General features: G+C 65.3%; 25 protein-coding genes. 11 read left to right on the forward strand and 14 right to left on the reverse strand.

The window, feature by feature from the left end:
- Positions 1-69 precede the first annotated feature (69 nt).
- The 5 genes from AC066S_RS29285 to AC066S_RS29305 all read right to left on the reverse strand — a co-directional run bounded on the left by AC066S_RS29285 (position 70) and on the right by AC066S_RS29305 (position 3,994).
- On the reverse strand, positions 70-693 hold the full coding sequence (locus AC066S_RS29285; protein ID WP_164718640.1) for a transglutaminase-like cysteine peptidase: 624 nt from the start codon (positions 691-693) through the stop codon (positions 70-72).
- Positions 694-1,023: 330 nt separating this feature from the next.
- Positions 1,024-1,635, reverse strand: coding sequence for a PilZ domain-containing protein (locus AC066S_RS29290; RefSeq protein WP_061882830.1), 612 nt, complete (start codon positions 1,633-1,635; stop codon positions 1,024-1,026).
- 133 nt (positions 1,636-1,768) lie between these two features.
- The gene (locus AC066S_RS29295; RefSeq protein ID WP_164718690.1) at positions 1,769-2,959 is read right to left on the reverse strand and encodes an MFS transporter; all 1,191 of its coding nucleotides are present in this window, start codon (positions 2,957-2,959) and stop codon (positions 1,769-1,771) included.
- Positions 2,960-3,179: 220 nt separating this feature from the next.
- A complete protein-coding gene (locus AC066S_RS29300) occupies positions 3,180-3,647 on the reverse strand; it encodes a nuclear transport factor 2 family protein (RefSeq protein WP_478271271.1) in 468 nt (155 codons plus the stop codon).
- Positions 3,648-3,709: 62 nt separating this feature from the next.
- Entirely contained in the window at positions 3,710-3,994 is a 285-nt protein-coding gene (locus AC066S_RS29305; RefSeq protein ID WP_478271320.1) for a hypothetical protein, read from the reverse strand.
- On the opposite strand from AC066S_RS29305, the gene AC066S_RS29310 reads away from it, so the two are divergent.
- From AC066S_RS29310 to AC066S_RS29325, 4 genes are all read left to right on the forward strand, one after another.
- Positions 3,878-4,177 (forward strand): hypothetical protein, encoded by a 300-nt coding sequence (locus AC066S_RS29310; RefSeq protein ID WP_478271318.1) that lies wholly within the window; start codon positions 3,878-3,880, stop codon positions 4,175-4,177. The two genes, AC066S_RS29305 and AC066S_RS29310, sit on opposite strands and share 117 nt — an antisense overlap.
- Positions 4,134-4,475, forward strand: a complete 342-nt coding sequence (locus tag AC066S_RS29315; RefSeq protein WP_478271272.1) for a hypothetical protein — start codon at positions 4,134-4,136, stop codon at positions 4,473-4,475. The genes AC066S_RS29310 and AC066S_RS29315 overlap by 44 nt, the downstream gene beginning before the upstream one ends.
- Positions 4,476-4,600: 125 nt before the next feature.
- Positions 4,601-5,752, forward strand: coding sequence for a zinc-binding dehydrogenase (locus AC066S_RS29320; RefSeq protein WP_478271273.1), 1,152 nt, complete (start codon positions 4,601-4,603; stop codon positions 5,750-5,752).
- 109 nt (positions 5,753-5,861) lie between these two features.
- The gene (locus AC066S_RS29325; protein ID WP_478271274.1) at positions 5,862-6,284 is read left to right on the forward strand and encodes a VOC family protein; all 423 of its coding nucleotides are present in this window, start codon (positions 5,862-5,864) and stop codon (positions 6,282-6,284) included.
- A gap of 63 nt (positions 6,285-6,347) precedes the next feature.
- Here AC066S_RS29325 and AC066S_RS29330 read toward each other — a convergent pair whose 3' ends face one another.
- Positions 6,348-7,088, reverse strand: a complete 741-nt coding sequence (locus tag AC066S_RS29330) for a metallophosphoesterase family protein (protein WP_135169266.1) — start codon at positions 7,086-7,088, stop codon at positions 6,348-6,350.
- Between the two features lie 278 nt (positions 7,089-7,366).
- On the opposite strand from AC066S_RS29330, the gene AC066S_RS29335 reads away from it, so the two are divergent.
- Positions 7,367-9,310 (forward strand): DEAD/DEAH box helicase, encoded by a 1,944-nt coding sequence (locus AC066S_RS29335; RefSeq protein ID WP_478271275.1) that lies wholly within the window; start codon positions 7,367-7,369, stop codon positions 9,308-9,310.
- Between the two features lie 78 nt (positions 9,311-9,388).
- On the opposite strand, the gene AC066S_RS29340 is transcribed toward AC066S_RS29335, so the two are convergent.
- Positions 9,389-9,682 (reverse strand): hypothetical protein, encoded by a 294-nt coding sequence (locus AC066S_RS29340; protein ID WP_126257886.1) that lies wholly within the window; start codon positions 9,680-9,682, stop codon positions 9,389-9,391.
- Positions 9,683-9,811: 129 nt separating this feature from the next.
- Complete coding sequence (locus tag AC066S_RS29345) at positions 9,812-10,318, reverse strand: GNAT family N-acetyltransferase (RefSeq protein ID WP_478271276.1); 507 nt, start codon at positions 10,316-10,318, stop codon at positions 9,812-9,814.
- Between the two features lie 146 nt (positions 10,319-10,464).
- Between AC066S_RS29345 and AC066S_RS29350 the strand changes: the two genes are divergently transcribed.
- Complete coding sequence (locus tag AC066S_RS29350) at positions 10,465-10,851, forward strand: COG4315 family predicted lipoprotein (RefSeq protein WP_205680488.1); 387 nt, start codon at positions 10,465-10,467, stop codon at positions 10,849-10,851.
- A 52-nt stretch (positions 10,852-10,903) separates the two neighbouring features.
- On the opposite strand, the gene AC066S_RS29355 is transcribed toward AC066S_RS29350, so the two are convergent.
- Positions 10,904-12,037 (reverse strand): DJ-1/PfpI family protein, encoded by a 1,134-nt coding sequence (locus AC066S_RS29355; RefSeq protein WP_478271277.1) that lies wholly within the window; start codon positions 12,035-12,037, stop codon positions 10,904-10,906.
- Between the two features lie 129 nt (positions 12,038-12,166).
- Positions 12,167-12,721: a PAS domain-containing protein gene (locus tag AC066S_RS29360; protein WP_135169269.1), complete on the reverse strand. Its 555-nt coding sequence runs from the start codon at positions 12,719-12,721 to the stop codon at positions 12,167-12,169.
- Positions 12,722-13,173: 452 nt separating this feature from the next.
- On the opposite strand from AC066S_RS29360, the gene AC066S_RS29365 reads away from it, so the two are divergent.
- Both AC066S_RS29365 and AC066S_RS29370 read left to right on the forward strand, forming a co-directional pair.
- Positions 13,174-13,980 carry a rhomboid family intramembrane serine protease gene (locus tag AC066S_RS29365; RefSeq protein WP_478271278.1) on the forward strand — a complete coding sequence of 269 codons (807 nt, stop codon included), beginning with the start codon at positions 13,174-13,176 and terminating at the stop codon, positions 13,978-13,980.
- 230 nt (positions 13,981-14,210) lie between these two features.
- Positions 14,211-14,639 carry a CBS domain-containing protein gene (locus tag AC066S_RS29370; protein WP_126257951.1) on the forward strand — a complete coding sequence of 143 codons (429 nt, stop codon included), beginning with the start codon at positions 14,211-14,213 and terminating at the stop codon, positions 14,637-14,639.
- Here AC066S_RS29370 and AC066S_RS29375 read toward each other — a convergent pair whose 3' ends face one another.
- Positions 14,640-15,674 carry a patatin-like phospholipase family protein gene (locus AC066S_RS29375; protein WP_135169270.1) on the reverse strand — a complete coding sequence of 345 codons (1,035 nt, stop codon included), beginning with the start codon at positions 15,672-15,674 and terminating at the stop codon, positions 14,640-14,642.
- 245 nt (positions 15,675-15,919) lie between these two features.
- Here AC066S_RS29375 and AC066S_RS29380 point away from each other — a divergent pair, with 245 nt between their 5' ends.
- The 3 genes from AC066S_RS29380 (at position 15,920) to AC066S_RS29390 (ending at position 21,268) form a co-directional block, all read left to right on the forward strand.
- Positions 15,920-16,993, forward strand: coding sequence for a hypothetical protein (locus AC066S_RS29380; RefSeq protein WP_126257953.1), 1,074 nt, complete (start codon positions 15,920-15,922; stop codon positions 16,991-16,993).
- Positions 16,994-17,384: 391 nt separating this feature from the next.
- Positions 17,385-17,579, forward strand: coding sequence for a hypothetical protein (locus tag AC066S_RS29385; protein WP_028137218.1), 195 nt, complete (start codon positions 17,385-17,387; stop codon positions 17,577-17,579).
- Positions 17,580-18,805: 1,226 nt separating this feature from the next.
- Positions 18,806-21,268: a putative bifunctional diguanylate cyclase/phosphodiesterase gene (locus AC066S_RS29390; protein ID WP_478271279.1), complete on the forward strand. Its 2,463-nt coding sequence runs from the start codon at positions 18,806-18,808 to the stop codon at positions 21,266-21,268.
- On the opposite strand, the gene AC066S_RS29395 is transcribed toward AC066S_RS29390, so the two are convergent.
- The 3 genes from AC066S_RS29395 to thrS form a co-directional block, all read right to left on the reverse strand.
- Positions 21,254-22,522: a serine hydrolase domain-containing protein gene (locus AC066S_RS29395; RefSeq protein WP_126257955.1), complete on the reverse strand. Its 1,269-nt coding sequence runs from the start codon at positions 22,520-22,522 to the stop codon at positions 21,254-21,256. The two genes, AC066S_RS29390 and AC066S_RS29395, sit on opposite strands and share 15 nt — an antisense overlap.
- A gap of 63 nt (positions 22,523-22,585) precedes the next feature.
- The gene (locus AC066S_RS29400) at positions 22,586-23,149 is read right to left on the reverse strand and encodes a nitroreductase family protein (RefSeq protein WP_164718654.1); all 564 of its coding nucleotides are present in this window, start codon (positions 23,147-23,149) and stop codon (positions 22,586-22,588) included.
- Positions 23,150-23,242: 93 nt separating this feature from the next.
- Positions 23,243-25,285, reverse strand: coding sequence for a threonine--tRNA ligase (gene thrS / locus AC066S_RS29405; protein ID WP_164718655.1), 2,043 nt, complete (start codon positions 25,283-25,285; stop codon positions 23,243-23,245).
- Between the last annotated feature and the right edge of the window lie 185 nt (positions 25,286-25,470).

Consider the following 25,470-nt stretch of genomic DNA (forward strand, 5'->3'; position numbering starts at 1 on the left):
GTCTGGGACGGGGAGGGGTGGGGATGTGACCGGGTCGCGTAACCTGTTGTCTCGTTCCTGATCTCTTGCCTAATCTCTGGCGCTGGCGGTGGAGACCGCCGGCTTGGTATCGCCGAGCGAGACCCAGACGTTGGGATCGCTCTGCGACTGGCGCTTGACGAAGCGGTAGCCTGTCTCGGTCCAGGCAACGACGTTCTCGTTCTGATTGTCGAGAACGAACTCGCCCTTGTCGGTCTTCACCGTCAGCACCGCGTGTCCTTCGCCCTTCTTGTCGCGCACGACGGTGATGAGCAGGGCCTGGCGCGGCCATCCGGCATCGATCAGCATCTTGCGCTTCAACAGCACGTAGTCTTCACAGTCGCCGTAACCGTCTGATGGCAGCGACCATTTCTCGATCACGCCCCAGTGCTCCTGGTCGGTCAAAGGCTTGACGGTCTCGTTGACCCAGCGATTGACCTTGACGAGGTCGCGCCATGCGCCCTGCGACATCACGATGTCGCGCGGCTGCGCCGGTGCGCCCTGGCACTGCGCGGCGTTGTCCGCACAGAATTCGACCCAGCCGATCGGTGCACGCGTGGCGTCACCGAGGCTCGCGTAGAGCAGACGGCTTTCGCCGGCCTGCGCTGTCGCGCCGATCCCGAAGAGCATGGCGGCCAGCGCCAGCCCTTTCCCCTGTCCCCTGAAATCAAACATTGCGGCCCCCGTTTCTTGTTGGGACCACAATTCGCACGGAGCTTTTGCGTTGCCGCTAAGTCGACCAAGTCAAGTCGAGACGAATGCAAGTAAAACCTGCGCCGAATTCGATCTATACTTGAATCGAATTCTCGTAAAATTTGAAACAACTGCAATTGATTCAAATTTGATCGATTAACGCGGAAACGCTGACGGAACGGCCATTTCCACGTCAAAACGGGCGCGCGTTAACCCGCCCTGGCACCGTGAGGTCGCATGAAAAAGGCGGCGTCCGCATCGCGGAGGCCGCCTTCAGGGCTGGAAATACAGGGGTTTTGCCGCCCGCGCGCTTTACCGCGCGGTAACGCTCTCTTCGAGTGTCTCGATCGGCTGCTCGTGCAGGAACTCCAGCGCGAAGCCGTCTTCGATGTTTCGGACCACGCGGCCCTGGACCCGGCCGAGCAGGACGGTCGATTTCAGCGGCGGCCGGTTCTCCGCGGCGATGGCAGCGCCTGACAGCGAGAGGTCGATGATGCGGCAGGTCATCTTGGTGCCGTCCTCGAGCGTCAGCACCGCGATCGGGTTGCGCGGCACGATACGGTCGTGACGGCGGTCCTCCGGCAGGTTGAGGATGTCGCGGTTGGCGAGCCAGGTCAGCTGCGCGGCGAGCTTGTCGCGCTTCCGGGGCGTCGCCCCGATCGTCATGGCGAAGCCGTTGTCGATGATGCGGGTGATCTTGCCCTCGACGCGGCCGATATGATCGAGATAGGCGACCACGCGGTCGCCGACATTGCCGATGCCGGGGGCGAGCAACGCGAGGCCGCCCGGCGACATGTTGATCACCTGGCAGGGGAATTCGCGGCGGTCCGGCAGCATGTAGCGGCCGAGCAGGTGCACCTTCACCCGCTGGAAGCGCCGACGCTCCTCGGCGGCCGGAAGAAATTTTTTGTTCGCCAACGCCATTTTCAACACCCGACCCCCCGCCCGGGCGGAGTCCGGGACGACCCTAAGGTGCATAGGGTTAATGTCGCGTTAGGATTGGATGAGGCGGTCACGGACAGACACAATGCGTCCGAAAGACCACACCCAAAGCCGCTCAAGCCGGCTTCGTCGCCCGCCGCTGCAGCACGACCAGCATTGCCAGCAGCAGCGCGGCCGACAGGCCGAGCGACCAGTGAATGCCGATCGCCGCGCCAAACAGCCCGACCGTGATGCCGCTGAAGGCGCGCATGCCGAGGCCGGCCATATTATAAAGACCGACGACGCGGCCGCGAATGTCGTGCGGCGCATTCAGCTGCACCAGCGCCTGCGCCATGGTGTTGAACGACAGCTCGAAGAAGCCGGCGCAGAACAAGAGCGCGATCGCGACGGGATAGACCGGCACCAGTGCGAAGCCGATCAGCGCCAGGCTCCAGAGCATCGCGAGCATGATCGCCGTGCGCGGCGTGCCCTTGAGGCGGCCCCAGGATTCCAGCGCGATAGCGGCGAGCACCGCGCCGGCGGCGTCGGCCGCGAGCAGCACGCTGTAGGAGACGCCGGGATCGCCATGGCCGAGATCGCCGGCAAAGCCCGGCATCTGGGCGTGGTAGGCATTGCCGATCATGAAGGAGGTGAGGCCGGCCAGCCACGTCATCGCCGTCAGCACCGGCTGGGTGCCGATGGCGCGGACGGTCAGCACGATGTCGGCAAGGCCGCGCACGGCGAAGCGCCGCACCGCCACGCTCTTGTCGCGCACCGGTGCCCGGAACAGCCAGAGCAGCATCGGCAGGTAGAACAGCGTGTTGAAGATGATGCCGTGCGAGGTGCCGAGCGTCAGCATGATCACGCCGCCCACCGCAGGCCCGACCAGGATGCCGAGATAGCGCGCCATCGCGTTCAGCCGCACCGCGCTCGGAAGGTCCGCAGGCGCAACGAGGTCGTAGAGCAGCAGCTGGTTCGGCGTCTGCCAGAGCACGCCGGCGCAGCCGTGGATCACCAGCAGCAGCATCGCATGCCACATCTGGATCGTGTCGGTGAGGAAGAAGAAGCCCCATCCGCTCGACGCGACGATGAACAGCAGCATGCCGCACTGAATGATGCGGCGCGGATCGAACCGGTCGGCGAGCCCGCCGACCGCGACCGAGAACAAGAGGAACGGCAGCCAGTGCGACAGCACCGCAAAGCCGGCCAGCGCCGGCGAGTGGAATTTCTGGAACACCACCCAATAGCTGATCACGTGCTCGATATTGTCGGCCATCATCGCCAGCACGTAAGAGCCGAACTGGAGACGGTACGGCACCGATTTCATGGCCGCGAACGAGCCGGACGCGGCCACGGGATTTTGCGGAAGGGGATTCAAGCGAGCACCTGGGCGGGACAAGGGTCGTCCCTACACGCTCGCCTCCGAGCGCTCAAGACACTTGGATGTGCTCGAACACCAGCCATGCCATGACCGCTCTATGGGCCATGCTCTGGGGTCGCCATAGGTCGCGAAGGGCACACCGGCGATGTCCTGAACCTGCGCGCTCTCATTTCTTGCGGCGGGTCCAGCTTTCCTGGGGCTCGTCGGCCCATGAGGTTCCGAGACCAAGCATCGAGATCCAGGTCTCGGCCAGCTTGCCGCCCTCGATACGGTAGCTTTGCATGCCGGCGCGGCTGCGCTTCTCGCCGGTCGTGGGATCGGGCCAAACGAACGCAAATCGGAACCATGCGCGGTCGATCGAGAAAGTATGATCATACACGACGACGCGGATTCCGGGCCGGTCTTGGTGTATCGTCTGCAATTCAGCAGCATATTCGTCCCGCGATGCGATCCGGTCGCCTCTCTCGTCGTGACGGATGTAGTCAGATCCGACGCAGTCGGGGATGAGGTCAAATCGTCCTTCATGCCAAACCCGCTCCCAGCGGTCGAAAAGCGCGCGTATGTTGTCAGTCATGGGCTCCCCGAAATGGTATTGGTGCGGGCACTGCGCTTCTGCAAGATTCTTGCCGGACATGGACTGTGCGCCGTTGAGTGAAAGACACTTGGCACGCAAGTCGCCTCATGCGCCTCACGAGCTCATCGACTACAATCGCACGCATGGAACAGAGCAGCCTCTACGACCGCCCCGATCTGTACGACTTGATGGCGCCGCGCGACCCGATCCTCGAACGTTTCTATGTCGAGACGGCGTGCGAGCGCGGCGGCCGCGTTCTCGACCTTGCATGCGGCAGCGGCCGCCTGACCATTCCGCTGGCGCAAGCCGGGCTTGAGGTCGTCGGCGCCGATCTGTCTTCCGTCATGCTTGAGCGCGCGGGGACTTACGCCCGATCGCACGCGGTTGAACCGCATCCAGTTGGACATGCGCGACTTCGATCTCGACGGGACGACCTTCGACACCATCATCGTCGCGATGAATTCGGTCCTGCACCTGCACAGCCTCGACGACTTCGCAGGCTTCTTCAAATCTGTCGGCAGACACCTATCGCCGAACGGCCGGCTCGTGTTCGATGCGTTCCTGCCCAATATCGCCATGCTCAACTCTGATCACGACAAGCGCGAGTTGGTCGGCAAGGTCATCCACGATGACCTTGGTGCGATTACCGTCGAGGAGACCGCAAGATACGACCCGCTCGCCCAGGTCAGGCATGTGGATTGGTATTGGTCGAACGAGACCGAGAAGGACTTTTGGCGGGTGAAATTGCAGATGCGCAGCATCTTCCCGCAGGAGATGCCATTGCGGATAGCTTCCGGCGGCCTGCGCCTCGTCGAGCGCTTCGGTGATTTCGATCGCAGTCCGTTGGCCGCGGCAAGCATGCGGCAGATATGCGTGTGCGGACTTTAGGCCAGAGCTAGCATTGGCCCCCGGCGGGCTACGAGACTGCGCGCTTGGCACGAGCACGCATCTCAAATACGCTTTCCAACAGCCCGCACCAATCAATCATAACAGACGGGCAGCGAGGACACACCATGGACCAAATCCGCGTCTGCACTCACGCAGGTCCGGGCTCGGAGCCCGTCATCCGCACCGTGCCGTGGCCGAAGGTCGGCAAGAAGGCCGCGCTGATCAAGGTCGGCGCTTGCGGCGTCTGCGGCACCGATTTGCATATTCTGAAGGGACATTGGCCGAAGCCGCTGCCCTGGCCGTTCACGCTCGGCCACGAGCTCGGCGGCGTCATCGTCGAATGCGGGGAGGAGTTCACCGAGGACTTCATGAGCAAGCCGCTGACCGTCGGCTCGAAAGTGATGATCCCGCCGCTGATGCCCTGCGGCCATTGCTATTACTGCATCCACTATCCGCAAACCGCCAACAAGTGCCTGACGCCGGTCTATTACGGCCGCTATCTCGGCTTCGACAAGGCGCCGCACATGTGGGGCGGCTGGGCCGAATATGTCTATGTCGATCTCGACATGCTGCCGGGCACCAAGATCTACAAGCTGCCCGACGACATGTCGCTGCGGCTCGGGGCGCTGTCCGAGCCGCTGACCTCCTGCATCCGTGCCTTCAACCGCGCCAGCCGGGCCGGCGGTTTTTCCTGGGGCGATACGGTGGTGATCCAGGGCTCCGGCCCGATCGGTATCTTGGCGGTCGCGGCCGCCAAGGAGATGGGGGCAGGGCGCGTGATCTGCGTCGGCGCGCCGGAGGAGCCGCGGCTCAAGCTCGCGCGCGAGTTCGGTGCGGAGGCGACCGTCAACATCGAGGAGCTGAAGTCGCCGCAGCAGCGCATCGCGCGCGTCCGCGAGATCGTCGGCGGCTTTGGGGCCGATCTCGTGATGGACTGCTCGGGCCATCCGACCGCAGGCCCCGAGGGCATCGAGATGCTGCGCGACGGCGGCACCTATGTCGAGATGGGCCAGTTCACCGACGCCGGCTCGATCGACACCTCCTGGCACCGCATCTGCACCAAGGACCTGAACGTGCTGGGCTCCTGGGGCTTTACCGGCAACGACCTGCCACTCGGCGTGGACATGCTCTACCGGACGCGCGACAAATACCCGTGGCTGAAGATGCAGACGATCTATCCGTTCACGGAAGAGGGCGTCGCGCAGGCGGTGAGGGACGCGATGGCGATGAAGACGGTGAAGTCGACCATCGTACCGTGGCCGGAGCTGGTGGAATGAGGACGTGTAGCCCGGATGAGCGAAGCGCTATCCAGGGCCTTGCTGATGACTCCCCGCATCTCGCTTCGCTCATGCGGGCTACGCGTCAGAGTTTGGATTGCACGATGAAATGACAAACGAAGAGACTGACGACCCAAACCGACAATCCCCTTTCCATGCCATCCGCGCGATCGATTACACCGTCATCTTCGTGCGCGACATGGCGGCGATGCGGCGCTTCTATGAGGACGTTCTTGCCTTCCCGCTGCTGCGCGAGCTGTCGCCGAACTGGATCGAGTACGGCATCGGCAGCAACACGCTGGCGCTGGCACGGCCGGGCCGCACTTCTGCCGATGCGCCGATCCCGGCGGGCAGCGCCTCGCTGCAACTGGCGTTCAGGGTGTCCGCAGCCGAGGTCGATGCATGCGCCGACGAGCTGGTGCGGCAGGGCGTTGCGCTGCTATCGCCGCCGACGAACCAGTCCTTCGGCCACCGCACGCTGTTCTTCCGCGATCCCGATGGCAATCTGCTGGAGGTCTATGCGGAGATCTGAGCGGGACCGATGCCCAACAAGTTCCATCTGAGGTGCCCCGACTAGTCACGCCAAGGCAACCGGCTATTTGACGCTCCCGGTTAGCATGGCCTGCGCCCAATCGGGGCGGTTGTTGGCGAGCGCACGCGCCGATGCGGCGTCCCAATCATATTCGAGGGCCAGGAGCTCGACCTGCCAGCGTTTGTCTCTCTTCGTGAGTATCGCGTAGCGGGCGTGAGGCGAGCGGTGTTCGAGCTTTGCGGCGATGGGAAGGTCCGCGAAGACCGGGCAGCCAACGCTTCCCGGATTGAGGACCAGACGCTCCCCGGGACCCTGAACGACCGCCTGGCGGTGGCTATGACCGCACAGCACCACGCGTGCCGCCGGTTCGCTCGCGAGGCGTGCCTCCAGGACGTCCCGGCGCGCCGGCACAAAGCGGCCGTCGTCGAGCGATTCCTCCAGCAGGCACGTCGTGTCGTTCTCGGGCGTGCCATGGCAGGCCAGGATTCCGTCGTCCAGCCGCAGCTGGGAGGGCAGGCTGTGCAGCGCCTGGCGCTGCTCCGCGGTCAATGCGTTGCGGGCAAACAGGCCTGCCGGCGAGAGCTTGTCGTCCGGAAACTCCTCGATCCAGCGGTCATGGTTTCCGCGCACGGTCGGCAATGACAGCGATTGCAGGGCTTCGAACGTCTCTTTCGGCCACAACGGGCTGGTGACGCAATCGCCGAGGTTCACGATACGATCGGCGCCACGCGCCTTGATGTCGGCCAGCACCGCCTCCAGCGCCGCAAGGTTGCCGTGGATATCGGAAATGACCGCCAATCGCATCGTTGTGCTCTCCACCGCTTTGGGTCCGATCTCGGCCCAGTCGCCGCCAGATCCGGTTGCGCCGATGTTAATCAAGGTCGCCGCAAAAATCCGCTGCAACCTTCAGGCGCGGCTCTCTCCGCCAAGCCATGCATGATAGGCATGGTGATTCCCGCGCGCTTGGCGTAAAGAGCGCCCAGATCAAATCCAGCGTGCGGCCGGGCCGTTTGCCGCGCACGCGAGCTCAGGCCCGCCGGTTCACCGTTTGCGCGCCTGAATTAACCAAGGTTCTCCATCCCGTGTCTTTTCCGGCCCTGACCCCGCCGCTCGCCCGCGCTTTGGCCGAGCGGAACTATGATTCTCCGACCCCCGTCCAGCTCGCCGTGCTAGCGGACGAAGCCGCCGATCGCGACCTCCTGGTTTCGGCCCAGACCGGCTCCGGCAAGACCCTCGCTTATGGCCTCGCCATGGCCAGGGACCTGCTCGGCGATGCCGAGCAGTTCGGATCCGCGGCCGCACCGCTCGCCCTGATCGTGGCGCCGACCCGCGAGCTCGCGATGCAGGTTCAGCGCGAGCTCGCCTGGCTCTATGGGCATACGGGCGGGCGCGTGGTCTCCTGCGTCGGCGGCATGGATCCGCGCCGCGAGCAGCGCGAGCTTGCGGCCGGCGCCCATATCGTCGTCGGCACGCCGGGCCGGCTCTGCGACCATTTGCGCCGCGGGCGTCTCGATATCTCCGAATTGAAGGCGGTCGTCCTCGACGAGGCCGATGAGATGCTCAATCTCGGCTTTCGCGAGGACATGGAATTCATCCTCGAGACCACGCCGGATACGCGCCGCACCCTGATGTTCTCGGCGACGTTCCCGCGTGGCATCGTCGCGCTGGCCAAGCAATACCAGCACCAGGCGTTCCGGATCGAGGTCGCCGGCGACGAAGGCGGCCATGCCGATATCGAGTACCGCGCGATCCGGATCGCGCCCGCCGACGTCGAGCATGCCGTCGTCAACGTGCTGCGTTTCTTTGAGGCGCCGAGCGCGCTGGTGTTTTGCAGCACGCGCGATGCGGTCAGGCATTTGCAGGCGGCGCTGCTGGAGCGCGGCTTTTCCGTCGTCGCCCTCTCGGGCGAATTGACCCAGAACGAGCGAACCCTGGCGCTGCAGTCGCTGCGCGACGGACGCGCCCGCGTTTGCGTTGCGACCGACGTCGCCGCCCGCGGCATCGATCTGCCGAGCCTCGACCTCGTCATTCACGCCGACCTGCCCAACGATGCCGAGGTGATGCAGCATCGCTCGGGCCGCACCGGGCGCGCCGGACGAAAGGGGACGAGCGTCCTGCTGGTGCCGCCCGCCCGTCGGCGGCGCGCGGAGCTGCTGCTCAATCTGGCAGGGGTGGACGCGGTCTGGGGCACGGCGCCGCAGGCGGACGAAATCCGCAAGCTCGATCACGAGCGCATGAAGGACGTGTTGTTCACCGAGGAGACGACGGTTGACGATCTGGCGCTGGCGCAGGCGCTGTTGGCCGAGCGGTCGGCCGAGGATATCGCTGCCGCACTGGCGCGGCTCTATCGCGCGCGGCTGCCGTCGCCCGAGGACATCATCGACCCCGGCGAGCGGAGCGGCCGGCCGCGCGAGGAGCGCGTGCGCGACAGATTTCAAGGCGAAGGCGGGGACGATCGTGCCGCCAGGCCGCGAGCGAAGTCCGGAAAAGCGTCGTCGAAGCACGGCATGGCCGACGGCAGCGTCTGGTTCCGCGCCGCGATCGGGCGGCGCAAGAATGCGGAAGCGCGCTGGCTGCTGCCGATGATCTGCCGCCGCGGCGGCATCGACAAGCACGACATCGGCGCCATCAAGATCATGGACACCACGACCGAGTTCGAGATCTCGGCGCGGGCCGCGGAGTCCTTCGCCGCCAAGATCAAGCGTCCGGACAAGGAAGACAGCATCCGTATCGAGCCGATGGCGGACGCGCCTCAACGACAGGCACCGTCGGAGGAACGGTCACACGCGCCGGGTCGCGAGAGAGCCGATGGCGATCATCGCGAACGCCGCGACGAGCGACCGCGTGAGGCACGTGAATTCAAGCCGCGCGGCAAACCGTCCGGCGAGCGCGGACCGCGATTCGGCGATGCGCCGTCTTTTGGGAAGAAGCATCGCGACAAGCAGGCCCGGGCAGAGCCGTCGGTCACGCCGTGGCCCGCGAAGGGCGCGTCGGGAAAGAAGGCCAAGAAGAAACGGCGAGGTTGATCGGTCACCGATCAACCCAGACTGCAATGATGCCGCCGGATTGCACCGGCGACATCATCTGAAAAGGCAGGCGCGGGCTCAGCGGCCTCCGCCGCCACCACCACCACCTCCTCCGCCACCACCGCCGGCGTCGCGCATCGACGAGCTGTAGCGGGGATCGATCTGCTTCATGTAGATGGGTGAGGTGTCGCGATGGATGACGGTGGTGGGTTTTCTGCCCACGTTCGGCGTCTCGATCAGGAAGCCGCAGCCTTCAAAGAAGGCGGTGTCGCAGCCATAGGTCCGGTACTGCTTCGCGGTGGCGCTGGTCGCGGTGAGCGCGGCAATCCCAACGCATGCAAGCAAAGCGACTTTCGTCAATGTGAGCTTCATGGATATTCTCCAGCCTCGGTTCGGCGAGACCGAAGGGCTCGCACACACACCTTCGACGGCGGCTGACCTGACTCGGTTCGAGCAGGCAGTTTCACGCCCGCGTGAGCCCGGGACGGTCGGGGAGGGATGTTACGTCGCAGCGAGGTCGCGCAACATATAGGTCGCGCCTTCTCCGTAGGAGGCCAGCTTCGCGTGCAGCGCCGCATCCGCCGCCACGGCACGGAAGCCGAGACGTTCCCACAACGGCCGCGTGGCGTAGACCGAGACCAGTGCGAGCGTCGCGATGCCTGCTGCGTGCGCGAGCTCCGCGATCCCGGTCACATAGGCGCGCGTAACGCCGCCGCGCTGATCCGGCAGCACGGCAATATCGTGCACGTAGAGACAGTCTGCATCTTCGGGGAGTCGTTCCAGGAAACGATCGAGCGGCGGGATCTGATGCTGCTTCCAGGGATGCGCGAGCCCGTAGCCGGCGATCTCATCGCCGGCGACAAGCACGCGGCATCCGTCGGGTGAGAGCCGCATCTTCTCCGCGAACACCTCGGGGCGTTCCGGAAGATCAGGATGGATGCGCGCGGCGATCGCGACGATCGCGCGGAAATCTGATACGCGCGCTGGGCGCCAATGCGGCTTGTTCATCTCATCCGTCGTTCCGTCTCACGTCATCCAGTTTATTCCACCGCGCTGTCGGTCGCAGCGAAAAATTTCTTTGCGGCCGCCCGAGGAATACGAGGCCGCGTCCGGCGTCCTACCCCATGCAAGCCAATTGCATGACAGGAGACATCATGACGTCCTCGATCCGCCTCGCGCTCGCGCTCGCACTATCGCTCGCGATCGTTCCCGCCGCCTTCGCCGCACCGCCGACCAAGACCGGAAAGACCGACAAGGGCAACGTGCTGACCGATGCCAAGGGCATGACGCTCTACACCTTCGACAAGGATGCGGACGGCAAGTCGGCCTGCAACGGTCCGTGCGCGACCAACTGGCCGGTGTTGAAGGCCGAGGCCAGCGATGCCGCCGGCGACGGCTACACCATCATCACCCGCGACGACGGCTCGAAGCAGTGGGCCTACAAGGGCAAGCCGCTCTACACTTTCGCCAAGGACCAGAAGCCCGGCGACATCACCGGCGACGGCTTCCTGAACGGCGCCTGGCACCTGGCGATGCCGTAACGGCGCTCTGTGCATCGGCTGTCGCAGGCGACGGTCGATGCGTGCCGTGCGGCTATCTCGGATATTCCAGCTGCATCGCGACGAAGTCGGCGGTGCGTGACCCGTAGCGAGCGTCGATGGCGCGCAAGGTCTGGTCCAGCGCTCGCGCCGTCGGCAGCTCGACGGCGGCCGGCGCCGTCTGCCGTGCCGGCCAGTCGGCCACAACGGCGTCGGGCAGGATGCGGACACCGCCGCGACTCGTCCGCGCCTCTGCCGTCGCCGCGAATGTGAGGGCACGCGAGCGATAGGTGCGCGACCACGCATCGGCGACAAGCGCGAGCGACACCTCGTCGATATCAGGCGTCAGGGCGATGCCGAGTTGCTCGCGGTTCCAGAATGCGAGCGTGTTGGCGATCGCCGTCAGCGCGAACGGGCGGGTGAACCGGAACGCCTCGCTACGGTGGCGCGCATCCCACCCCGCAAGACCGACCTCGCGGGCGACCGCCTCCGCCTTGGCGCGGCCGGCGATGGCCTCGACCAGGGTCAGGGCCATCGGCATCGATGCGGTGATGCCGGTCGTCGTCGCAACGCCGCGGTCCACCACCAGCCTGCGATCCGCGACGTAGCGGATCGCGGCATGCTTTTGCAGATCGCGCACGGAATACCAGTGCGTGGTGGCCTTCCGGCCGTCGAGCAGCCCGGTGTTGGCGACGACCTTGGCGCCGACGCAGACGCCGATGATGGTCGCGCCTTTGCCGGCCTGGCTTCTGATCCACTGCAAGGCCAGCGCATCGTCTTCGCGGCTCATCGCGGGCACGATGACGTAATCGGCGCCGTCGGGATGCGCGGCATCGAACTCGGCGATGGTCGCATGCGGCTGCACTTTCAGCGCGGGATAGAGCGCGACGGGTCCGGGCTGCGTCGCCAATGTGAGCACGTCGGCGACGTCGGCGCGCGCGAGAATGCCGTATGGCATCAGATAGTCGGTCGTCTCGGTCATGTCGTTGATGCCGACGATGGCGATCAGCGGGCGTTTGCGCTTCGGCGGTTTCAACGCCGCAAGCGTGGCCTCGGTCTCGTCCCTGGATATCGCGGGCGCGGTTCCCGGAGCCGGCGAGCCGGGCAGCAGGACCAGCCAGGTCACGCCGATCGCCGCCAGCAGCGCCACGAAGCCGAGCGCGCTCCATGCCAGAATTCGCCAGCTCATGCGATGTCACCCGACGATCGTTACCTCACGCGAGGCGGAAATTATCCGTTCGCAGCACGATCAGGAATGACGCAGATCCCGCAAAAACGGTCGCGGTGTACCAGCGCAATCAATTGTCACCGAGTGGGGCTATCTCAGCCCCTCATACACCATCAGCCCGCGTGCGATCTGCAGCTTCCGGATCGCGCGCGGCAACAGTTTCTCCGGCTGGTGCAGATAGCGCCAGGAGGTGAGGGTGAAGGCTGAAAGCGCGCCGCATTCGTCGTCGAACGGCGCGAGCACGCCGGTTACGCTCACTGGCGTATGCGGGCGGGCGTTGAAGGGCAGCAGCAACAGCTCGAGATGGGCCTTGCTGCCGTCCGCGCGCACGGCCGTGACGCCGGCGATCGCACCCAACGCCTCGTCGGCGACGATGGTCGTGATCTCCTCGATCTCGCCGCGGCTCGCATCGTCGAACAGCGCCGCAAAGCTCGCGTCCTTGAGGTCACGCCCCGCCAGCGCGCAGACGCGCGTGCCGGCGACGCGGAACGGGAAGCCGAGGTTCGGCTCGCACGAGAGCACGAAGATGTCGCCGAGCAGGCCGCGGACCGCGGCCGGATCGATGTCGGCCCGGTCAGGGGCCCGTGCGGCGCCGCGCTTGTCGTCCCAATACGCGAAGAACGCGCGGCTCGACGGATGTTTCATGTCTGAACGCTTACCCCGGGGTGCAACCTCGAAGGGACAGACCTGTCCCGCTTCAGTGCACCCGCGATCCCTTGTGTTGTTGTGCAGGAGGGGATTTGCAGCGTCCATGCCGCAGGCGCGTTTTCGCCTGCCTTACGCCCGCCTTTGCGTCGTTAACGTTAAGTTAACTATGCGCTTTGCGTCGGCAGCGGCCCTGTTATGGTGATCCCAGTCGCAAGCCCCGCCGCTTTTCTCCAGGTTCTCGGCGAGGTCTGTACACAGGGCGTCAAACAGTTTGGCCACGGGCCGGGGAGGGGTGGGGATACACCTTCATTCCGGGCATCGGAAGGCCGACACGGACAGGCAGGGCTTTCCCAGGGCCCTGCCTTTTCCGTTTGTGCACTTGCGCAGGGACGGTAAAGGCGACTATCTCCAAGCCTACCGCTCCGATCGCGCCTGAAAGCGAAGCTGCCTTGGATTCCCCGCAAGATTCGTCACCGGACGTGCCTGCCGTCGTCGAGGAGGCTCCGCGGGAGCCGATCCTGACGCTGCCCGCGGCGCTGACCGCCTATATCCTGCTTTTGGCGGTGATCCATCTGCGGGTGCTGCTGCCGCCGGAGCTCGAGAACTGGACCATCGACGTCTTCGGCTTCATCCCGAAACGCTACGATTCATCCCTGCTCAATCTGCAGATCCCCGGCGGCACCGGGGCCAAGGTCTGGACCTTCGTCACCTATTCGCTGCTGCACGCCAATCTGACCCATCTCGGCTTCAACGTGCTGTGGCTGCTGCCGTTCGGCAGCGCGCTGGCGCGGCGCTTTGGCGCCGTCAGGTTCTTCCTGTTTCTGGCGGTGACGGCGGCGGCCGGCGCGCTCGCCCATCTCCTCACCCATGAGCACGCGGTGGCGCCGATGATCGGCGCCTCGGCCTCGGTGTCGGGCGCGATGGCAGCCGCGATCCGCTTCGCGTTCGTCCGTGGCAGCTTCCTGTCGTTCAACCGTTCGGACGCCGATACCGCAGCAAGGGTCCCGGCGCTGCCGCTGTCGCGCGCGTTGCGCGACGGGCGCGTGATCGGCTTCCTCGCGGTGTGGTTCGGCGTCAACATCATCTTCGGCGTCGGCGCGATCGGCATCGATGCCGAAACCACGAGCGTCGCCTGGCAGGCGCATATCGGCGGTTTTTTCGCCGGCCTGCTGCTGTTCACCCTGTTCGATCCCGTGCCGCGCGTGCGAAACGATGCTGCGGATGCGTCATCACAGGACGTTTCAGACCGTATTTGAAGCGGCGCTTGCGGCGCGGCCCGAATTCATCCATCATTCCCGCGAAGAATGCTTCGAAGCGACAGGCCCCTCGAGCATGATCCGGAAAAGATCATGCTCAAAATAGAACCTGGTCGCGACTCGCAAAGCGCGCGAGCGTGAAACCCGCGCCAAGCAAAACTGTTAGTTGAAGACTCGAAGAACAGGTCCGGACCGCCGAGAGGCGGGCGGCTCGGATTCAGGAGGCGACAATGACGGTACGTTCCATTCTCAACACCAAGGGGCACCAGATCGTAAGCGTCGAGCCTGACGCCAAGCTGGCTGCCGCGGTCAGGCTGCTCGGTGAGAAGAAGATCGGTGCGGTGCTGGTGATGGACCAGAGCCGGCTCGAAGGCATCCTGTCGGAGCGCGACATCGTCCGCGTGCTCGGCGAGCGTGGCGCCGGCGTATTGGAAGAGCCGGTGGCTCAGGTCATGACCCGCAAGGTCGTCACCTGCAAGGAGACCGACACGGTCTCCGAGCTCATGGAGATTATGACATCGGGCAAGTTCCGCCATCTGCCGGTCATCGACAACGGGAAGGTGGTCGGTCTGATCTCGATCGGCGACATCGTCAAGCGCCGGGTCCAGGAATACGAGTCCGAGCAGGAAGCCCTGCGCGACTACATCAAGACCGCCTGATCAGGCCTGATCGACCGCTTTCGGCGCGGTGCCTGCGGGCGCCGGCGCGAGCACATGGATCGCCTCCTGGATCGACTCCAGCGCGCGCTCGGCGGCGCGCGTGCCATGTGCGATCAGGTCTTCGGAGCGGTGGAAGTCGAACCAGCCGAACTGGCCGACCCGCGGCGTGATCAGAAGGTCCGGCGGATCGCCGGCGAGGCGGGCGCGGGTGATGCGATCCTGCATGATGTTGAAGGCATCGACCATCACCGAGGAGATGCCGGGCCGGCCGTTGCCGCCGAAAAACTCGCGCTTCACCGTCTTCTCCGGCGAGAACAGCCGCGGGAAGCGCCGCTTGGCCGTCCGTTCCTCCGGCTCCGGCGAGACCGGGGTGGGCTGTGCGCCGTGCGAATAGATCGTCGTGGAATGGGTGAAGATGTCGCTGGAAAGGTTTGCCGCGATGACGATTTCGGCGCCGAGCGCGCGGGCCGCCGAGACCGGCACCGGGTTGACCAGCGCGCCGTCGACCAGCCAGCGGTCGCCGATCAGGACGGGCGCGAAGATGCCGGGCAGGGCGTAGGAGGCGCGCATCGCATCGACCACGCGGCCGCGCGTCAGCCAGATCTCGTGGCCGGTGCGGACTTCGGTCGCGACGCTCGCGAACTTGATCGGGAGGTCCTCGATCAGGACCTGTCCGATCGCCTCCTCGAGCCGGGTCGCCAGCTTCTCGCCGCCGAGCAGGCCGGAGCCGTTGAGGCGGATGTCGAGATAGCCGAGGATGTTGCGCATCCCTTGCAGGCTGCGCCCCCATTCCTCGAATGTATCGAGCCGGCCGGCCGCGTGGAGGCCGCCGACCACGGCGCCGATGGAGGTGCCGACCACGACATCGGGCACAATCCCGTTGGCAAGCAGGGTCCTCAGGATTCCGAGATGGGCAAAGCCGCGCGCCGCGCCGCCGCCCAGGGCAAGGCCAATGACCGGCTTGCGGATACTGCCGAGACCGACCTTCTCGCCATTCGAGCCGTTCGCGCCCCGACCTTTCAATCTGTCCAGCACCGAAACTCTCCTACGCCGGGGCCAGCCCCTAGCTCAGACTAGGCACTGCACTCGCGCTCCGCCAGAACCAGGGCGAAGCATGGTTTATGCCGCTTTGGAGAGGGCACGGGGCAGGAGTATGGCGAGGAGCGTTGCTCCGGGATAATCACGCAGGCGTCAACCGGGTTCCACTGAACCGTCCGGACCGTATTTCCTGGGGTTTCAGAGGCTTGAATTTGCCGCGTTTTCGGTGAAAAGCAGGAGGCATGACACGCGGGGGTGACGGCATCATCGGATGGCGGCGCAGCTTTGGGCTGCTGCCGGCGCTGATGCTCGTCGCGGCCCTCGTTACCTCAGGCCAAAACACTGCGCAGGCGCAGCTTTTCTCTGATCGTCCGCCGCCGGTCCCGCCGGCTTCGGTGCCCGACCCCGGCGGCGCCGTCAGTCTTGCGCCACCCTCCGGGCCAGGCGCCGGGCCCCTGAGCCTGCCGCCGACCCTGATGCAGCCGGTCACGCCGAGCATGCCGCCGCCCGCGGTCACCACCGTGCCGCCGGCCGCGCCGCTCAATGCGGCCGCGCCCGGACAAGGCGTGCTGTCGCTGAGCGCGAAATACGGCAAGGACACGCCGGCGATCACCAGCGGGCTGGTCTGGCGTGTGTTTGCCGACCGTCCCGACGAGAACGGCACCTTCAAGCTGATCCGCGAGGACCGCAACGCCTCGCCCAACATCGTGCTGCCGCCGGGCAATTACGTCGTGCACGTCGCCTTCGGCCTGGTCAGCGCGGTGCGGACCGTCAGCCTGAAGGCCGAGACCGACCGCGAATCCTTCGTGCTGCCGGCCGGCGGCCTGCGCATCGAGGGCCGGGTCGGCACCAGCCGCATTCCGCAGAATCAGATCTCGTTCGCGATCTACAAGGGCAGCCAGTTCGAATCCGGCGAGCGCGCCTCGCTGGTGCCGAACGTCGCCGCCGGCGACGTCGTGCTGATCCCGGAAGGCACCTATTACATCATCTCCAATTACGGCGACGCCAACTCGGTGGTGCGCTCGGACATTCGCGTCCAGGCCGGCAAGCTCACCGACGTCACCATCACCCACCGCGCCGCCGTGATCACGCTCAAGCTGGTCAGCGACAGGGGCGGCGAGGCGCTCGCCAACACCGCCTGGTCGGTGCTGACCCCGGGCGGCGACGTCATCAAGGAATCGATCGGCGCCTTTCCGCGCGTGGTGCTCTCCGAGGGCGAATACCGCGCCATCGCCAAGAACGAAGGCAAGGTCTACGAGCGCGGCTTCAACGTCGTGAACGGCGTCGACGGCGAGGTCGAGGTCGTCGCGCGGTAGGGCTTGGGCGGTGATGCCGCCCGGCGGGACACCGGACCAATGCCCCTCGCACAGCGCTTCTCATGCCGTGCACAATCGATCCATCTCCTATTACCACTCGCCCGGCGCGCGGATGCACGGAGGCTCGTCGGCAGCAAGTCCAGTAGTGGGCTTTGAATACCCGTCAGCGCCCCGGGCTGCGTCGGGAGTTATTAACACCGGCACCATTGGCTTATTCCTGACGCCTCGCGCGTTCACCACGGCCGGTGGAAGATACCGATTTCCGATCATCAATCTTGTTCTCTTTCCATCCCGCTGCGTTATATGTCGGGCCTCCGTCGAACGGAGAAGGCCGGAGCAGGTTAGTGCGCCTGCGAGACCGGCAGGGGAGCAGGGGACCAAGCTCGTCGGCATGTTCGAAGTGATCCTCACCAGGCGCAAGCGGTTCGGCTGGCGATGGCGCGTGTGCGACCAGTCCGGCAAGATCTTTGCCGACGGTTTCGAGCGCACCCGGCCGTCGGCGAAATATCATGGCGAGCGCGCGTTGTTCTTCCTGCTGTCGCAGGCCTATTTGCGCAACCGCTCGGCGGCGTCCAGCGAGGACTAGCGGGGTCGTAGTCGTAGCCCGGGTGAGCGAAGCGATACCCGGGACAGCTCGCGCCGAGAATCCCGGATGCCGCTGCGCTCATCCGCGCTACAACCCTACAAGGCCTTGCGGTGCCCGACGGGCAAAACACCCGAGGCCTAGGTCAACGCCCATCGCCGAAAATATTCCGCTTTACCGAAATTCGGAAATGGCGTATGTGCCGCCGCAACCCGGCCCAGGAAAGAGGGGCGTATCGCGATCGTCACGAACGCGGGCCGGGCGGCGGTGGACGCCGATGGCATCGGCGCGAAGGGTTTTGCAGGGCGGAGAGCCGTGAGCGAAACGTCTCGCGCACACGACCGGTGCAATCGGCGTACGGCAAAATCGTGTGGTCCTGACGCCCGGGGTCTGGCGTCAAGTCTTGCGGTGATGCAGCGGCCCGACCGGGCACGCGCATCGATCAGCCGCAAGGCGACGGGGGCAATAGTGCAACGCTCCCCGGGGAGAGCACGACATAAGCCGTCAAACCACTGCGCAGGGAAGGCCGGATGTTTGGCTCCACCTGTATGCCGCTGTGCAGTTTTTCTTAAGCACACGCTTTCGCACAGTGGACCGTGGGTGCCCGGCCGGCACCCGGTCTTCCCTGCGCCCTCTTTCAATTGATGAGGGTGAGGCGACAAGCAAAGCTCGGGCGAAGTGCGCCGCGAGGATGCGATGCTGTGTCAGCATGAAGGCGAGTACGTTGCAAACCCTGTGCATCACCGTCACCCTGAGGTGCGCGCGCTGCGGCGCGATAGCGTCGCAGAGCAAGCCTCGAAGGGCGACGGCCCCGCTGCACCAGCTCGGCCGCAGCATCCTTCGAGGCTCCGCAAGCGATGCGTTCGCATCGCACGCCTCGCACCTCAGGATGACGGATCGATTATTGTCGCGGTGGAGAGATTTTGGCGACGTTGGCGCACGCTCTCGTGCCCCGGACGCAGCGCGAGCTGCAGAGCCGGGGCCCACCTCGCAGCGAGCGCCGCGGCCTGCTGGATCCCGGCTCTGCGCAGCAACGCCAAGGGCGTTGCAGCGCGTCCGGGACACGCGAGCATCGCCTTCGTGCCATCGTCATAGTCGCTAACACGCACTAACCAACACCTGACTTAAAACTGTCATAATCGCCGAACGGAACCCCTGCCTGCGCACTTTTTACAGGTCGTTAAGTGCGCCTGCATTGGATGCGCCGGGAAAGTGCGTTGGGGACTGCCATGAATGCTGCGAAGAAAGTGTCGGGAAAACCGGCCGCCGAAATGTTCGACGACATCCCGGTGCTTCAGCGCAAATGGCGTGCGGCGTTGAAGCCGGGCGACCGGCTGCCGCGCTACGAGGACGTCATGCTCGGCAGCCTTGGGCGGCTCGCCGATCACATCGCGCTCTTGAAGAACGACGGTGTGCTCGAACTGTCGCGCAGCGGACGTTACGTGCAGAAATGGCTCGGCGAGGAGCGCTGGGACATTCCCGTCGCCGAATTGTCGCCGGATTGCGCCACTGCGCTGTCGGAAGCAGCGACGAGCGCGCTTGCCAACGGACGGCCGCACCATGCCAGCGCGCATTGCGTGCGCGACGGTATGGTGCGGACCTACGACGTGCTGGCGCTGCCGACGGCCTCGCGTTGGGGCGCCACGCTGGTCGGTGCCTATGTCAACGAGCGCGGCGCGCAGTACAATCTGCTGGACGCGATCTTCGCCTCTACCGACGACGCAGTGATCTCGCTGGTCACCTTGCGCGATGCCGGCGGCAAGCCGTTCGATCTCCAGATCGTGCATCACAACAACAGCGCGAGCGCGCTGCTGAAAGTCGCGACCGGCAGCCTGTTGTGGCGGCGGATCGGCGAGGGGGCAACGCTGCTGGCCCTGCCCGAGATCATGGACTTTCTGCTCAAGGCTGTCGCGGGCGGCCGCGGCGAGCAGCTCGAGATCGAGAGCGAGGGCCGGCACCTCCGTCTCAGCGCCACGGCCTTCGCCGACGTGGTCTCGCTGACGATCTCCGATGTCACGGCGCTGAAGCGGCGCGACGCCTCCTTCCGCCTGCTGTTCGACAACAACCCGATGCCGATGTGGGTGTTCGATGCGCAGACCAGGCAATTTCTGGGCGTCAACGACGCCGCGGTCCAGCATTACGGCTACAGCCGCGCCACCTTCCTGCGCATGAAGCTGCACGAGATCTGGCCGGAGGACGAGTGGGACAGCCACGCCGAGGCGCTCGAACGCCTCGGTGAAGCCTACCATTCCTCGCGCAACTGGCGGCACCTGCGCGCCGACGGCAGCGAGATCGAGGTGCTCACCTTCGGCCGCCGCGTCGCCTTCGACGACCGCGACGGTTATCTGGTCGCGGTGGTCGACATCACCGAACGGCGCAAGGCCGAGGCGCGCATCGCGCACATGGCCCACCATGATGGGCTCACCGACCTGCCGAACCGCGAATATTTCCGGGAACGCCTGAAGCAGGCCCTGGATCAGGCCGGCGACAAGCGCGTCGGCGTGCTCTACATCGATCTCGACCTGTTCAAGAACATCAACGATTCCTTCGGCCATCCCGTGGGCGATCGCCTGCTCAAGGACGTCGCCGGACGCCTGACCAAGGCGGTCCGCGGCGCCAATCTGGCGGCCCGGCTCGGCGGTGACGAATTCGCGGTGATCCTCGGCGCCGATGTCTCGCCGAACGAGGCCAGCGCCTGCGCGACCTTGCTGATCGAGATGCTGAGGGCGCCTTATGATCTCGACGGTCAGGAGATGGTGATCGGCGCCAGCATCGGCATCGCGATGTCGCCCGGCGACGGCACCACGCCGGAGGAGCTGATGCGAAATGCCGACATGGCGCTGTACCGGGCGAAGTCCGACGGCGGCGGCGTGCACCATTTCTTCGAGCGTGAGATGGACCTGCAGGCGCAGAAGCGCCGCGACATGGAGCTCGATCTGCGTCGTGCGTTCGCCAATGGCGAGTTCGAGCTGCACTACCAGCCGCTGGTGACGATCGCATCCGACCGCATCTCCGGCTTCGAGTCGCTCTTGCGCTGGCGTCATCCGGACAAGGGCATGATCTCTCCGGCGGAGTTCATTCCTGTCGCCGAGGACATCGGCCTCATCACCCAGTTGGGGGAGTGGGTGCTGCGCGAAGCCTGCGCCGAGGCTGTCAAATGGCCTGGCGATATCAAGGTCGCGGTCAATCTGTCGCCGGCGCAATTCCGCAGCCGCAACCTGGTGCAGGTCGTGATCTCGGCGCTGGCGCAGTCCGGCCTGTCGCCGCGACGGCTGGAGCTTGAAATCACCGAGTCGATCTTCCTGGCCGAGACCGATGCCAATCTCGCCATCCTGCATCAGTTGCGCGAGCTCGGCGTCGGCATCTCCATGGACGATTTCGGCACCGGCTATTCCAGCCTGAGCTATTTGCGCAGCTTCCCGTTCGACAAGATCAAGATCGACCGTTCGTTCGTGAAGGATTTGGCGCAGCGACCCGATTGTGGCGCAATTGTGCGCGCGATCTCGGGCCTTGGCCGCAGCCTCAACATCACCACGACTGCGGAGGGCGTCGAGACCGAGGACCAGCTTGACTGGCTGCGCGCGGAAGGCTGCAACGAGGTGCAGGGCTTTCTGTTCAGCGCGGCGCGGCCTGCGGCCGAGATCGCAAAGCTGCTTGCCGATTTCGGTCAGCGCGCCTCACGGGCGGCGTAGCCGCTCGGGATAGCAGTCGTAGACCAGCGCCTTGAACGCGGGCGTGATGCGGCCGCGCTCGGTCTGAGTCTGCTGCATCATGAGGTAGACCATGTCGAGCTTGGGATCGACACCGAAATAGGTGCCGCTTCCCGAGTCCCATTTCAGCTCGCCGAGCGAGCCCGGCGGCGGCGGTTTTGCGTTGCCGGGATCGGTCCGTACCGCAAGGCCATAGCCATAGCCGAAGCCGTCGCCCGGAAAATAGAAGTAATCGCGTCCGACGCCGGAGCCGGGTCCGATGTGATCCGTCGTCATCGCCTCGAAGGCGGCAGGGCTCAGGTAGCGCTTGCCATCGAACTCGCCGCCGTTGAGCAGCATCTGCGCGAAGCGCTGATAGTCGGTGATGGTCGAGAGCAGGCCGCCGCCGCCGGACTGCCATTCGGGATGGTCGAGACGCTCGCGCTCGCCGGCGAGCAGGATGAAGTCGTTCGGCAGCGGCCGGGCCATCCGCCTCAGCTCGTCCTCCGTCGCGAGCACGAATTTGGTGCTGTTCATGCCAAGCGGATCGAAGAGGCGTGCTTTCAGGAACTCGTACAGCGTCTGGCCCGAGACGATCTCGATGACGCTGCCGAGCACGTCGGTGGAATGGCCGTAGCGCCACAGCGTTCCAGGCTGACGCGCCAGCGGCAGTTCGGCGATGCGATCGGCGAACTGCCTGTTGTTGAAGTGACCCTTGAAAATGTTGGCCATCTTGTAGGCGTGCTCGACCCACTGGCTGCCGATGTAATCGTAACTGATGCCCGAAGTATGCCGCAGCAGATCCTCGATGTTGACGGGGCGGTCCGGTGGGTCGAGGTCCAGCTCGACCATGCCGCCGGGCAGGGTCACCTCGCGGCCCACCTTGGTCCCGGCGAACAGCGGGACGTATTTCGACACGGGGTCGGTCAGCGCAAGCTTGCCCTCGTCGATCAGCATCATCGCACCGAGGCATGTGATCGGCTTGGTCATGGAGTGGATGGCGAAGATCGTGTCCGGCGTCATGGCAAGGCCGGTCCTGGTGTCGCGCACGCCGAAGGTCTTGAGATAGACCGGCTTGCCGTGCTGCTGCACCAGGATCACGGCGCCCGGCAGCCGGCCGCTCGTCACCTCGTCGTCGAAGAATGCCGTGATGCGGTCGAGCCCGTCCGGCGACGGGGCGGGGATGTCGGCGGCGCGGCCCTGCGCCACCGTGCCGGCGAGCATCGCGGCCCCGACCAGAAATTCACGGCGTCTCATCCGACCTTCCTCCCTCGGCGGGATCAAAGCCGCAAGACGCCGGAGGGGTCAACACGCCATCGATTAAAAACGTGTCACGATTTCCGAAAGGAACGGTCGCGGGCGGTCTTCGCTCGGCTTGGTCGGCGTGCCGATATGGATGAAGCCGGCGAGCTTCTCATCCGGCTTGAGGCCGAGGCCATCGAGCACGTCGCGATCGAACGAGAACCAGCTGGTCAGCCAGCAGGCGCCGTAGCCGAGCGCGGTCGCGGCCGTGACGATGTTCATGGCGCTGGCGCCCGCCGACAATTCCTGCTCGAACGCCGGCACCTTCGGATGCGGCCTCGTGAAGCTGACGATGCCGATCACCAGCGGCGCATCCATCAGGCGCTTGCGCTCGGTCTCGACGTCGGCCGCCGATGCGCCGGGATTCTTCCGCGCAAAGACCTTTGCGATCACCTCGCCGGCGCGCTGGCGGGCCTCGCCCTCGAAGACGATGAAGCGCCAGGGGACCAGCTTGCCGTGGTCGGGCACGCGCGCTCCGATGGTGAGGATCGTCTCGAGCTCGGCCGGAGAGGGGCCGGGCCCGGTCATCTCGCGCGGCTTGACCGAGCGGCGGGTCTTCAGGAGTTCGATGGCGTCGGGCACTGCGATATCCTCTTCAACGGGTCTGCGGGCGTGCCATGCCGAGATAAGCATGCACGCCCGCAACCGGAAGCGAGTTTAGATCGATTTCAGGGATCAGAAGGCGCCACGCGCCCGCCGGACATCCGGCGGGGTTGCCTCGTCGACCAGCGCGGCGATCGCCTCGGCGGTCGTCATCACCTTCTGGCCGTCGCTGCCGAGCCGGCGGACCGAGACCGAATGCGTCTCGGCCTCTTTCTTGCCGACCACGAGCAGCGCCGGGATCTTGGCCAGCGAGTGCTCGCGGACCTTGTAGTTGATCTTTTCGTTGCGCAGGTCGATCTCGACCCGCAGCCCGGCACGCCGTGCCTGCTCCAGCACCTGCTTGGCGTACTCGTCGCCTTCCGAGGTGATGGTGGTGACCACCGCCTGCACCGGAGCCAGCCAGAGCGGGAAATTGCCGGCATAGTGCTCGATCAGGATGCCGATATAGCGCTCCATCGAGCCGCAGATCGCGCGGTGCACCATCACCGGCGGCTTCTTGCCGCCGTCATGGTCGATGTAGAACGCGCCGAACCGCTCCGGCAGGTTGAAGTCGACCTGCGTGGTGCCGCACTGCCAATCGCGGCCGATGGCGTCGCGCAGCACATATTCGAACTTCGGTCCGTAGAAGGCGCCTTCGCCCGGGTTGATCTCGGTCTTGATGTGGTTGCTCTGCGACTGGATCTCGCGCAGCACCGTCGCCATCACGCGTTCGGCGTGATCCCACATCTCGTCCGTGCCGACGCGTTTCTCCGGCCGGGTCGACAGCTTCACGGTGAGATCGCCGGTGAAGCCGAAATCGGCATAGGTCGACAGGATCAGATCGTTAATCTTCAGGCACTCCTCGGCGAGCTGGTCCTCGGTGCAGAAGATGTGCGCATCGTCCTGGGTGAAGCCGCGCACGCGCATCAACCCGTGCATGGCGCCCGACGGCTCATAGCGATGCACCACGCCGAACTCGGCGAGGCGCAAGGGCAGGTCGCGGTAGCTCTTCAGGCCGTGCTTGAAGATCTGCACGTGACCGGGGCAGTTCATCGGCTTCAGCGCAAACCAGCGCTTGTCCTCGGCCTCGTCGCCGGCCGATTGCGCCGCGAACATGTTCTCGCGATACCAGCCCCAATGGCCCGAGGTCTCCCACAAGACCTTGTCGAGGATCTGCGGCGCGTTGACCTCGCTGTAATCGCCGGTCAGGCGGCGGCGCATATAGGCGATCAGCTGTTGGAAGATGGTCCAGCCCTTGGGGTGCCAGAACACGACGCCCGGACCTTCCTCCTGGAAATGGAAGAGGTCGAGCTCGCGCCCGAGCTTGCGATGGTCGCGCTTTTCGGCCTCCTCGATCTGCTTGAGGTAAGCGTCGAGGTCCTCCTGCTTGGCGAAGGCGGTGCCGTAGATGCGGGTCAGCATCGGGTTGTTGCTGTCGCCGCGCCAATAGGCGCCGGCCACCTTCATCAATTTGAAGGCGTTGCCGACCTTGCCGGTCGAGGTCATGTGCGGGCCGCGGCACAGGTCGAACCAGTCGCCCTGATAGTAGATCTTGATCGGCTCGGTGCCGGGAATGGCGTCGACCAGCTCGACCTTGAACGCCTCGCCCTTGTCGCGAAACACCTGCTTGGTCTTTTCGCGGTCCCAAACCTCTTTCGTGAAGGGTTTGTCGCGCGCGATGATCTCGCGCATCTTCTTCTCGATCGCGGCAAAGTCTTCCGGCGTGAACGGCTCGTTGCGGAAGAAGTCGTAGTAGAAGCCGTTCTCGATCACGGGACCGATGGTGACCTGCGTGCCCGGCCACAGCGTCTGCACGGCTTCGGCCAGCACGTGGGCGCAATCGTGGCGGATCAACTCGAGCGCGCGCGGATCGTCACGATTGACGAGCTCGATCTTGGCGTCGTCCTCGATGGGATCGTTGAGGTCGGTGAGCACGCCGTCGAGCGCCATCGCAACCGTGCGCTTGGCCAGCGACGGCGAGATGCCCTTGGCGATGTCGAGGCCGGTGATGCTCTTGTCGTATTCGCGCCGGGCGCCGTCGGGGAAGGTGAGGGTGACTTTGGCGGCGGGGGTCACGGGCTTGAGATTGGACAGGCTGTACTGGAAGCCGGACTCGGATTTGGGCTGATCGGTCATTGCTTTTCTCCTGAGGCTCACTCCTGCGAACGAGCGCAGGTAAGCGGGAACGAGCGATATAACAGGCGATTCGGCCTGCGCAATCCGGCAATTCCAAGAAAGTGGCGCGCAAAAGCCGGGACCTTGCACCAACTATTTCGAGCTGCGGCCTTTAACGGTTGGCGGGCGCGCTCTACATGCATTTG

Source organism: Bradyrhizobium sp. CFUWI, from assembly GCF_056429085.1.